The following is a 9,838-nucleotide window of genomic DNA, read 5'->3' as shown; positions in this document are numbered from 1 at the left end:
CTTTTCTCAGTGGGTCATGAAGCTAGAGGACCGCAGTCTTTTTCACCTTACACTTTGAAAGAAAGAGCAATCCTACAAGAACTTAAGTTTTGATAGGGCAGACTCCGGAATTAGGGGGCCTAGCCGGAAATGCCGTTGTTGGAGCCGCCGCGGGCGGAATGCCCGGGAACAACGGCAGAAGTGCCGTTGTTGGGTCCGCCGGGGGCAGGCTGCCCGGAAACAACGGCAGAAATGCCGTTGTTGCGTCCCTGGCGGCTGGTTTTACGTCGCCCCAAATAGCCGAAACCGCGAATTGAAATCAGACTAGCAGAGTAATCTGAACATTATCTGAACAAGAAAAATGCGTTGAAATGACACCAAACGTAGCTATTCGTGACACGAATAGCTATTTTTTTACAGCCATATGGTACTAAAGTATACCATCGCCCCCCTCATATGGAGCGAAACGCCTCACTCGAAAGTGAAGATTAAAGTAATGGTATGACCCATGTGGGAAATTCATCGGATTGCTAGAATAAAAGCAAGATATCTGAAATTTTCATGATTGCTTTCAGAATGCAACTAATGCGGAAGGAGGGTTACTGTGGAAAAGACGATTTTGGACTACATTAACCTGATAAAGAAGAGGTTATGGCTAATCACGGTGTTTGTATTAATCTCCTGCGCTACCACCTTCTACGTCAGCAAAAACTTCGTCGTACCTGTCTACTCAGCCTCCGGACAACTGCTCGTCAACAACGCCGCAAATGTCCCCGAGAGCAATAACCTGAATAATCTGAACTTCAGTCTCAACCTCATCGAGAGCTACAAGGAAATCATGAAGTCCCCGACGATTATGAAACGCGTAGTAGCAGAGCATCCGGAGTTCAACCTGACGGAGCAGCAACTCGCAGCCAAGCTGCAAATCAAGTCTTCGGACAAAAGCCAGGTCATCAACCTGAGCGTACAGGACGAGAGCTACACGAAAGCGGCAACTATAGTAAACGCAGTTTCGCAGACGTTCATCCGCAGCCTCCCGGCGCTGATGAATCTGGACAATGTGACGTTCCTGACGCCTGCTGATCCTGCCGATGTTCCCCAGCCGGTAAACGGCGGTTCCACGATGAATATCCTCATCAGCTTTGTAGTCTCGCTGATGGCGGCTGTTGGAATCATCCTGCTGCTGGAAACCCTCAACGGCACACTTCGGACGGAGAAGGAAGCGGAATTCGATCTGGGGCTGCCCGTTATTGCCAGCATTCCTTCGATCCGCAAGCGTGATCTGGGCAAGGCAGCAAATGCTAAAGCAAGAGTAGGGGAGGGCGCTTATGTTACGGCTGAATAAAAGTCTGATTGCAGACCTGAATCCTTCCTCGCATATCTCCGAATCCTTCCGCTCACTGCGTACCTACATTCGCCAGTTGGGATTGCTGAAGGGAAGCGGGGGGCAGGTGCTGCTCTTCACCTCCTCTGAAGGCGGAGAAGGAAAAACAACGATTTTGTCTAATCTTGCAGTTTCCTTTGTTCAGGATGGCAAGAAGGTAGCCGTTGTGGACTGCAACCTGAGACATCCGGGACTGCACACCGTGTTCGAGGTAGAGGGCAGCCACGGTCTCGCCGCATATCTCAGCGGCATCGAAGAGGCGAAGGATATCGCCGTGTACGGAAATCTGGCGAATCTTGCCGTAATCCCGGCTGGAATTACCAAGGTCAGTCCGCCGGATCTGCTGGGCAGCGACAAAATAGCTGCTCTGCTGGAGGAGCTGAAAGCAAGCTTCGACTTGATTCTTCTGGATTCTCCCCAAGCGGTAGAATATAGCGATGCGCGCATTCTGGCTCCGCTGGCAGACGGTCTGATCATCGTTGCGAGACACGGAAAAACGAAACGCGAGTCACTGAAAAAGCTAAAAGGGCTAATGGAGCAGACGGGTGTCAAGATTCTGGGCATTGCCATGAATCAGACCAAATAGTGCTTCCGAAAAGCAAGTTTTGTACGAAGAGATTCGAGTGGAGCACATATGCTTACAAAACTTTTTTAGGAGGTAAGTGCGATGAAGAAGGTTAAAAAGGTGATTATCCCTGCTGCTGGACTAGGAACGCGCTTCCTTCCCGCGACGAAAGCAATGCCTAAGGAAATGCTTCCGATCATCAACAAACCCACCATTCAATATATCGTGGAGGAAGCGATCGCTTCCGGCATTGAGGACATTATCATCGTTACAGGTAAAGGCAAGCGGGCGATTGAAGATCATTTTGACAATGCTTTTGAGCTGGAATCCAGACTGCTGGAAGACGGCAAGCTGGAGCTGCTGAAAGAGGTTCAGCGTTCCTCCAAGGTAGAAATTCACTACATCCGGCAAAAAGAACCCAAAGGCCTCGGCCATGCGGTATGGTGCGCCAGACGTTTTATCGGAGACGAGCCCTTCGGCGTTATGCTCGGTGACGACATCGTAACCGGCAAGGTTCCGTGCCTGAAGCAGTTGATCGACCAGTACGAGGACACACAGAATTCAGTGATCGGCGTACAGGAAATTCCCGATGAATTCACCAACCGTTACGGCATTATCGAACCGGATCTGCAGGACGGACGGCTCTACCGGGTTAATAATTTTGTCGAAAAACCTCCGCTGGGAACCGCTCCTTCGAACCTGGCGATTATGGGACGGTACGTGTTCACTCCGAAGATTTTCAAGTACCTGGATCTTCAGGAAAAGGGCGCAGGCGGCGAGATTCAGCTTACCGATGCGATCCAGAAGCTGAACCAGAGCGAGCGGGTATACGCTTATAACTTTGACGGTACGAGATATGATGTCGGCGAGCGCCTTGGTTATATTTTGACCACACTGGAATTTGCACTGCAAAGCGAGGATCTTAAGTACCAGGTAATGGACGCAATGGCGGACTGGCTCAGCAAAGAGGGACTAACTCTGAATAGCTAAAACCGGGCGTATGCTTTCGAAGCGAGTTTTGCTCGAGGTGATTCTTGGGAGCTTATGCTCACAAAACTTTTAGGAGGACTGAGAAGAAATGAGCATGCAAAAACTGCCGGAAGACTATGAGGCCGTCCTGCCGAAACTTTACATGCTACATGCCAATGAAGGAAGCAAAGAAATGGATTCCTATCTGGTGATGAAGCGGATTATCGACATTTTTTTCTCCGCTCTTGGCCTTCTCGTGCTGCTGCCGCTGTTCGCGGTGGTTGCTATCCTGATCAAGCTGGAAGACCCGAAAGGAAAGGTGTTCTTCCGCCAGACCCGGGTTGGCAAGGGTGAGAAGCTGTTTCCAATGTATAAATTCAGATCCATGGTCTCCAATGCCGAGGAGCTGAAAGCGAACCTGATGGCCTACAACGAGGTCAGCGGCGCGATGTTCAAGATCAAAAATGATCCGCGCATCACACGTATCGGAAGATTCCTGCGCAAGACGAGTATTGATGAGCTGCCTCAGCTCTGGAATGTACTGGTTGGCAATATGAGCCTGGTCGGCCCCCGTCCTCCGCTGGTGGAAGAGGTGGCGCAGTATACGGAATATGACAAGCAGCGGCTTATGGTCACTCCGGGCTGCACCGGCTACTGGCAGGTAAATGCCAGAAACAGCGTCGGCTTTGACGAAATGGTGCAGCTCGATCTGACGTACATTCATATCCGGAGCACGATGCTGGATCTCAAAATTATTGCCAAAACCGGACTGATGCTGCTCGGGTCCAAAGATGCGTATTAATAAAATGGAAATTGGGTGAAAGCCGATGCTTGTATACGGAGACGTTCCTAAGATTTCCATAATCATCTGTACCTACAACAGATCAGCCTTGCTGGTTAAGACGCTGCAGTCGCTGTTGCCGCTGGAGAATCTGGATCAGGCCGAAGTCATTGTGGTGGATAACCGCTCCAAGGATGATACGGCAGCCGCTATCAGGCGGTTCATAGATGATCACGGTGCAGATATGGATATCCGTTACCTTCTGGAGCCGATACAGGGATTATCGGCCGCCCGGAATTCAGGAATTCTGGCTTCCAAATCGCCGCTTATCGCTTTTCTCGATGATGATGCGATTCCTTGCCGGAATTGGATTACAACAATTGTAAGCACCTTTGAACAAAGACCTGAGGTTATGGCTATGGGCGGCAAAATTGCTCCGATCTTCGAAAGCAAACGCCCGGAATGGCTGATTAAGCCCTTCGAGCTTCCTTACACGATTGTGGATCTGGGCAACCGGATCAAGGAATATCCGAAGCGGCTTCATCCCTGCGGCGCCAACATGGCAATGCGCAAGGTAGCCTTCGACATCAGCCTGTTTCCTCTGGAGCTGGGAAGAAAAGGGGATTCACTTCTCTCCGGCGAAGAGACCTGGCTGTTCAATCAACTGGAAAGTGAAGGACATTCAATCCTCTATCATCCGCAGATGGCTGTCGATCATTTCGTGCCGGCTAACCGGCTGACTGAAGATTGGATTATGAAAAGATATTACAGCCAGGGCATATCCAACGCCATGAAAAGCGAAGGCGTGAAGGGGAATCTGCTCCTGCTGGGGAAGACGGCGGCTAAAGTCATGTATATACTGGCAGATTCCATCCTCTCCAGAAGCCAGGGAAGAAAGCTCCTGAACAAATGCCGGCTGGAGAGTATTCGCGGAACTCTTCATATGATCTGGAACCGGAAGAGGGAATCTGCAGCGGGGTGAGGGTGACAATGACGAATTTTGCGTGGGGCTCCAAAATATTACCATACGGAATGCTCTACCTCTTGTCCGCATTGCTCCTGGGAACGGCGGTCATCTACCAGCCGATGCTAGCGGTAGCTGCCGTACTTCTGATACTTTTGCTGGTGGTCTCGATCTCACGTCCTGAGCTCATCAGCTATTTCGTTCTGCTGACGACGGCGATTTCCATCAACTTTCTGTATGACGGCAGCATGTTCGGCATTGAAATTCTATCGTTCTACAAGCTGGTAATCCTGATGCTGCTGGTTCCCTGCATTCTGGTGAACGGACTGAAGTTCCGTCTCAGCCCGCCCCTGTGGGCAATGGTGGCGCTGGTCTTTATCACCTTCGGCTTCTCCATCTGGCTGCCGGAGATGAGCGGATCTATTGCCATCAAAGCTTTTATCGGGCTCTCTCTGCCCTTCGTTTTCCTCTTGATCAACTGGAAGAAAGAAGTGGCCGAGCGGCAAATCCGTATTATCACCATGCTGCCGCTGGTGAGTGTGCTGGCCGGAATCATGCTGCAGGTGGCGCATCTGCACAATTTTCTGGATGTCGAGTTCACCGGAGCCGTGCGGATTCAGGGAGCGAATATTCCGGCGCATCTGGCAATGCTGGCCTTTATGGGCGTAGGGATTGCTTTTATCGAGATTAAGCGAAGTCCGCAGCATATCCGCTTTTTCTACATCATGCTGGCCCTGAATTTCCTGATTCTCATTGGAACAGGGACACGGGGACCGGTACTCGCACTGATCTTGATGGTCCTTTATTATTTTTACGATATTTCGCGGCAGTATTTGAAGGGCAGAACCCAATATCTGATTCCGCTCCTGTGCTCGGTGATCCTGATTTTCTCAGCCGTGTATTTACAGCTCGATAACATCAAGAAGCGTTCCTTCGAACGCTCGACGGAGACGGGCGTTGACCTGTCGGGCCGGGCGGAAGCCTGGGAGTATTTCCTGAACAAGGCGGCGGATTCTCCGTGGTCGGGCAGAGGACTTGGAGCTGTTACGGTGGCGAATGACGGGACGCTCTATAAAGGGTTTGTAGTTCCGCATAATGAGTATATCCGCTTTTACTATGATGGCGGGTATATCGGAGCCATACTGCTGCTGATTTCTCTACTTGCCGTATTTCTGCTGGTGTACAGAGCTTTAGCACCGCCGGTCAGACCTTATTACCTGCTCTTTTTAGCAGCGTTTCTGATTTATTCTTTTTCCGATAACACGCTGTCGACGGTCCAATCCATCATTCCGTTCTGTTGGTACCTGAACTGCCTGTATCGTTCTTCACAGTCCACCGATTCCCCACAAAAAGAAGTGATACGATGAACCAAGTGAACATGTTCGATGTCAATTTCGATAACTATGATTTCATGGATTTGCTTGATTACATTGACAAAACGATTCAGGAACGGACGCAATCCTACATCCTGACCTGCAACGTCGATCACGTAATCAAGCTTCGCAAGGACAAAGAATTCAGGACGGTCTATTCCGAAGCAGGCGCCGTAGTGGCGGATGGTATGCCGCTGATCTGGGCTTCGAAGATGCTGGGCAAGCCGCTGAAGCAAAAGGTGTCGGGAGCTGATCTCTTCAGCCGCCTAGGCAATGCCTTCGAGCAAAGGAAGTACCGGTTGTTCTTTCTGGGCTCGGCGGAGGGTGTGCCGGAACGGGCGACCAAGAACCTTAAGGCGGCCTATCCGGGCATGAACATTGTCGGCTGCTATTCTCCTTCCTACGGCTTTGAGCACAACGATGAAGAGAACAAGCGCATTATCGAAATGCTGACCGAAAGTCAGCCGGATATTGTGTTCGTAGGCGTGGGAGCGCCGAAGCAGGAGAAGTGGATTTACCGGCATTACAACACTTATCGGGCGCCGATCTCCATTGGTGTAGGAGCGACCTTTGACTTTCTGTCAGGCTCGGTGAAACGGGCGCCGAATTTTATGCAGAGAACAGGCCTGGAATGGTTCTGGCGGCTCAGTCAGGAACCGGGGCGGTTATGGAAAAGATATCTTGTCGATGACGCCCAATTCCTGGTGCTGCTGCTCAAGGAGCTGCGCAAGCGGGATAAAGCAAAGGGAGGCAGGCTGGAATGAATGTAAGTCTTCCGTCCATGAAATCAGCCGGGGCGATGATGTTAATCTGCGGTATATGTCTTGGTCTTCCGCTGATGATCGGATTTGCCAGTGCGAAGCTCAGCGCTTCTAACAGTCTGCAGGGGATTATCCTGGCGGGAATTCTGTTCCCGGCCTTCCTGCTGGCACTGCTGAAGCCGCGGCTGCTAATCGCCTATACCCTGCTGGTCTGGGCGGTTGCTCCGGAGCTGCGGCGAATCGCCGATTGGGCGGAAGGGGTCTATCATTCCGTATCACTGCTCAGTCTGGCGCCGCTGCTCACGGGAGCTGCACTGGCGATACCGGTGCTGAAAGAGATTCACCGCATCCGCAAATCCTCCACCCGGATTATTATGCTGTTCGCGGTAGCGCTGGCTTACGGATCGCTGATCGGGCTGGCCAAGAACGGCATCGGCTCCGTGTACGACCTGGCGAATTACATCGTGCCGCTGCTGCTGATTCCGTTCTTCGCCGTAACCCGCTTTAAGCCGAAGGATATTGACCGGCTGCTGTATGCTTTTGCGAACATCGCGGTCCTCGTCGCCGTGTACGGCATCATCCAATACCTGACCGTTCCGCCATGGGATGCCTTCTGGATGCGGAACGCCGATATGATGTCCATCGGAACACCTTATCCGCTGGAGATTCGGGTATTCTCCACCTTGAATTCTCCGGGGCCGGCAGCGACCTTCCTGGTTTTTGCTCTGGTGCCGATGATTCTGGAGAAAAAATGGCAAGGCACGCTGCGCTGGATCGGCGTACTGCTCGTAGTCATCTGCCTGCTCACCACCCTGGTCCGTTCCGCTTGGCTGGTGATGCTGGTGATGCTGCTCGTATACATCGCCTCCTCGCCGTCCAAGGGCAAATGGAAGACGCTGCTCCAGCTTGTTTTTGTCGCTGCCGCGCTCTTCTGGATCGTCCCCAAGCTGCCCGGTGCTGAAGGGCTGGTGGCCCGGATGGAGACATTGACCTCCGTAGAGGAAGACCATTCCTATAATGAGCGCCTGAATCTCTGGCAGAACATGCTGCCGATGGTCGCCGCGAATCCGGTCGGCCAGGGAATAGGCAGCGTCGGACAGGGCACGAAGCTCGGGAATGGCGGTGAGCTTGGAGAATACGGCAATATGGACAACGGTTTTATTGCATTGCTGCTGACCTTCGGAGTTCTGGGCGCGTTGTTCTTCTTCGGCGCTCTGGGTGCAGTGATTAAGCAGATTGTAGTTCGGGTCACCAGCAAAGACAGCCTCCAGCCTTATGCCCGGCTGTCGCTGGCAGCATGGATGGGAGCCGTGGCCAGCCTGGTATCGGACAATGGGTTCCCCGGACTTAAGGGTTACCTAGTCTGGATGCTGATTGGCCTCGGCCTTGGCGCTAAAGAGATTATTGAGAGCAGAAAGAAGGGAACACCACATGCAGCCATCGAACGCGAAATCACTTCCCACTAGCACCGTCTGGTCCTCGCTGCGAAGATTTACGAAGAGTAAGGACAACAGTTCAGCCGCAGTAAAGACCATGTTCGTCAGCGTGCTGATCCTGCTGGTTAATATGCTGACAGGTGTTCTGACCGCCCGCTATCTGGGGCCAACCGGACGCGGGGAGCAGACAGCTATGGTGAACTGGTCGCAGTTTCTGGCGTTCAGCATGAGCTTCGGCATTCCTTCGGCGCTGATCTACAACGCCAAAAAGAATCCTGACGAAGCAGGAGTGCTCTACCGGGTAGCCCTGCTGATCGCACTTGGATTCGGAATCGCGGCCATGGTCGTCGGGATTGTGGTCCTTCCGTACTGGCTGAAATCCTTCAGCCCGAGTGTAGTCCTGTTCGCGCAATGGTCGATGATCCTGTGTCCGCTGATCGTGGTGTCACAGGTCAACAATGCGGCTTTTCAGTTCAGGGGCGATTACAAAACTTTCAACTGGCTGCGGTATCTGATTCCGCTGCTGACGCTGGCAGTCATCGGAATTCTGATCGTTACCCATTCGATGAATCCTTTTACAACGGCCTTGGCTTATCTGGCGCCGTCGGTGCCGCTCTTCATCTGGATGACGATTTCGCTGCTCCGCACCTACAAGGTGAAGATGAAGGACGCATACCTGAATTTCAAAAGACTGTTCACCTACGGGCTGGGTTCCTACGGAAATGATCTGCTCGGACAGTTCTCCTACTATATCGACCAGATTATCATCGCCGGCCTGCTGCGGCCAGCGGATCTGGGGCTCTATGCGGTGGCGGTGAGCCTCTCGCGGATGGTCAACTTCTTCTCGAACTCGATCACCGTGGTGCTCTTCCCGAAAGCCTCCGAGCTGTCCAAGGATCAGGCGGTTGCCCTTACCTTCAAAGCCTTTCGGATCAGCACAACCTGCACCCTGCTGGGTTCACTGTTCCTGATGCTGGTCGCGCCGTTCGTCATTCCGCTGCTGTACGGCAAGGATTTCAACACCGCACTGACGGTGTTCCGCCTGCTGCTGCTGGAAGTGACGATCAGCGGAGGCACAATGATTCTGGCCCAGGTATTCATGGCACTTGGTAAACCGAAATTTGTCTCGATCCTTCAGGGTGTGGGGCTGCTGCTGGTAATCCCGCTGCTCTTCCTGCTGGTGCCGAAGTTCGGATTGCTTGGAGCAGGGGTGGCGATGCTCTCCTCTGGGGTGCTGCGCTTCCTGTTCATTATTCTTAATATCAGATTCAACCTGAAGGTCAAGCTGCCCCGCCTGTTCATTAACGGGGAGGACATTCAGTGGATGAAGACAACGATGAATTCCTACATCCGCAAAAAACCTATGGATACAAGCAGTTAAAGCAATTATAGCGGTTAAGCGAGCAGTGCAACTCGCGAGCTAAGGTTTTGCTTAAAAGACAAATGGACGGTGTCAGAGGAGTGGAAAGGAAGTTTGGAGCTGTAGAAGCGTTAGCGTTCGCCTTTGTCTTCCGATTTCAACCGCAAATTGTGGTTCTAATCAAAGAAATCGGAAGACAACAGCGATCGGAAGCCCAAACATTCCTGGGAACGACGACGAGCACCGGACAGAAAGAGGAGGATACC

General features: G+C 52.2%; 10 protein-coding genes. 9 read left to right on the top strand and 1 reads right to left on the bottom strand.

Going from position 1 to position 9,838, the window contains the following annotated elements; all coding sequences use genetic code 11:
- Positions 1–119 precede the first annotated feature (119 nt).
- Entirely contained in the window at positions 120–275 is a 156-nt protein-coding gene (locus AC0LWN_RS26105) for a hypothetical protein (RefSeq protein WP_474670555.1), read from the bottom strand.
- A 308-nt stretch (positions 276–583) separates the two neighbouring features.
- On the opposite strand from AC0LWN_RS26105, the gene AC0LWN_RS26100 reads away from it, so the two are divergent.
- The 9 genes from AC0LWN_RS26100 (at position 584) to AC0LWN_RS26060 (ending at position 9,593) form a co-directional block, all read left to right on the top strand.
- On the top strand, positions 584–1,324 hold the full coding sequence (locus AC0LWN_RS26100; RefSeq protein WP_474670553.1) for a YveK family protein: 741 nt from the start codon (positions 584–586) through the stop codon (positions 1,322–1,324).
- A complete protein-coding gene (locus AC0LWN_RS26095; protein WP_474670551.1) occupies positions 1,308–1,949 on the top strand; it encodes a CpsD/CapB family tyrosine-protein kinase in 642 nt (213 codons plus the stop codon). Before AC0LWN_RS26100 ends, AC0LWN_RS26095 begins: the two co-directional genes overlap by 17 nt.
- Positions 1,950–2,030: 81 nt before the next feature.
- Positions 2,031–2,918 carry a UTP--glucose-1-phosphate uridylyltransferase GalU gene (galU, locus tag AC0LWN_RS26090; protein ID WP_019913304.1) on the top strand — a complete coding sequence of 296 codons (888 nt, stop codon included), beginning with the start codon at positions 2,031–2,033 and terminating at the stop codon, positions 2,916–2,918.
- A gap of 88 nt (positions 2,919–3,006) precedes the next feature.
- Positions 3,007–3,699: a sugar transferase gene (locus AC0LWN_RS26085; protein ID WP_458966166.1), complete on the top strand. Its 693-nt coding sequence runs from the start codon at positions 3,007–3,009 to the stop codon at positions 3,697–3,699.
- Between the two features lie 25 nt (positions 3,700–3,724).
- A complete protein-coding gene (locus AC0LWN_RS26080; protein WP_458966165.1) occupies positions 3,725–4,660 on the top strand; it encodes a glycosyltransferase in 936 nt (311 codons plus the stop codon).
- Positions 4,661–4,668: 8 nt separating this feature from the next.
- Positions 4,669–6,009: an O-antigen ligase family protein gene (locus AC0LWN_RS26075; protein ID WP_474670548.1), complete on the top strand. Its 1,341-nt coding sequence runs from the start codon at positions 4,669–4,671 to the stop codon at positions 6,007–6,009.
- Positions 6,006–6,779 carry a WecB/TagA/CpsF family glycosyltransferase gene (locus tag AC0LWN_RS26070; protein ID WP_458966163.1) on the top strand — a complete coding sequence of 258 codons (774 nt, stop codon included), beginning with the start codon at positions 6,006–6,008 and terminating at the stop codon, positions 6,777–6,779. The genes AC0LWN_RS26075 and AC0LWN_RS26070 overlap by 4 nt, the downstream gene beginning before the upstream one ends.
- Entirely contained in the window at positions 6,776–8,242 is a 1,467-nt protein-coding gene (locus AC0LWN_RS26065; RefSeq protein ID WP_474670545.1) for an O-antigen ligase family protein, read from the top strand. Before AC0LWN_RS26070 ends, AC0LWN_RS26065 begins: the two co-directional genes overlap by 4 nt.
- Positions 8,208–9,593, top strand: a complete 1,386-nt coding sequence (locus AC0LWN_RS26060) for a lipopolysaccharide biosynthesis protein (RefSeq protein WP_474670543.1) — start codon at positions 8,208–8,210, stop codon at positions 9,591–9,593. The genes AC0LWN_RS26065 and AC0LWN_RS26060 overlap by 35 nt, the downstream gene beginning before the upstream one ends.
- Positions 9,594–9,838 lie beyond the last annotated feature (245 nt).

This window comes from Paenibacillus sp. sgz302115, assembly GCF_056120445.1.
Note: the sequence above shows the minus strand (reverse complement) of the source record. Positions and strands in the feature narration are given on the sequence as shown.

Bases quoted from the DNA above. Each gene is read 5' to 3' on its own strand.
- galU (WP_019913304.1), top strand. From the start codon at position 2,031: ATGAAGAAGGTTAAAAAGGTGATTATCCCTGCTGCTGGACTAGGAACG.
- AC0LWN_RS26060 (WP_474670543.1), top strand. From the start codon at position 8,208: ATGCAGCCATCGAACGCGAAATCACTTCCCACTAGCACCGTCTGGTCC.
- AC0LWN_RS26070 (WP_458966163.1), top strand. From the start codon at position 6,006: ATGAACCAAGTGAACATGTTCGATGTCAATTTCGATAACTATGATTTC.
- AC0LWN_RS26080 (WP_458966165.1), top strand. From the start codon at position 3,725: ATGCTTGTATACGGAGACGTTCCTAAGATTTCCATAATCATCTGTACC.
- AC0LWN_RS26085 (WP_458966166.1), top strand. From the start codon at position 3,007: ATGAGCATGCAAAAACTGCCGGAAGACTATGAGGCCGTCCTGCCGAAA.
- AC0LWN_RS26075 (WP_474670548.1), top strand. From the start codon at position 4,669: ATGACGAATTTTGCGTGGGGCTCCAAAATATTACCATACGGAATGCTC.
- AC0LWN_RS26095 (WP_474670551.1), top strand. From the start codon at position 1,308: ATGTTACGGCTGAATAAAAGTCTGATTGCAGACCTGAATCCTTCCTCG.
- AC0LWN_RS26065 (WP_474670545.1), top strand. From the start codon at position 6,776: ATGAATGTAAGTCTTCCGTCCATGAAATCAGCCGGGGCGATGATGTTA.